At 41.9% G+C, this 695-nt stretch carries 1 pseudogene; it reads left to right on the top strand.

The annotated features are described in order from the left end of the window. Window positions 1–21 precede the first annotated feature (21 nt). Window positions 22–695 (top strand): annotated as a pseudogene (locus PVV65_RS09895) (hypothetical protein); the annotation flags it as partial.

The raw sequence follows: 695 nt of genomic DNA, 5'->3' as shown, positions 1-695 counted from the left end.
AATGGTTCTCAACTTTATTCGATGAATAATACGTTAGCGAGCTATTTTGGAGGTGGAGCTAAGTATGAGAATGGTCAGTGGATAGCACCAAGCTTCAAGGTAAAGACAGTTAAGGATGATGGGAGTGCTGTTGAAGAGCAAAGCTATGAAAGTGTCTCTGCTGCATTTGAAGGAGTTGGTGCTTCATTCACGAATATCCATAAAGAGCTTAAGAATGAGATTACGAAAGTTGTAGGAGACAGTCTTGTTAAGCAAGATGAGAAGACACGTGTCATTGCGGTTGGAGGTGAAAAGAGCGGAACTGAAGTTACGTTTGCGAATATTGATGGAGCGTCACGGCGTCTCACAGGTGTAAAATCAGGAGCGCTTACAGAAAGATCGGTTGATGCAGTGAATGGTAGTCAGCTTTATTCCTTGAATCAGACGCTTGCGAACTATTTTGGTGGTGGTGCTAAGTATGAAGAAGATAAATGGACAGCACCAAGCTTTAAGATAGTGAGCTTCAAAGAAGATGGAAGTTCTGAGGAGACGATTTATGATAATGTTGCAGCCGCCTTTGCTGGTGTAAATCAATCTTTCACGAAGCTTCAACATGATCTTTCAGACAACATTGCTCAGAATGCACTGTTGTGGAGTGATGATGACAAAGCGTTTGTAGCACTTCATGGCAAAGGAGATGGTAAGCATAATAGTAA

The sequence above is a fragment of the Bartonella sp. ML70XJBT genome, from assembly GCF_028618425.1.
Classification (GTDB): Bacteria; Pseudomonadota; Alphaproteobacteria; order Rhizobiales; family Rhizobiaceae; genus Bartonella.
This window is presented reverse-complemented; position numbering and strand designations above follow the sequence as displayed.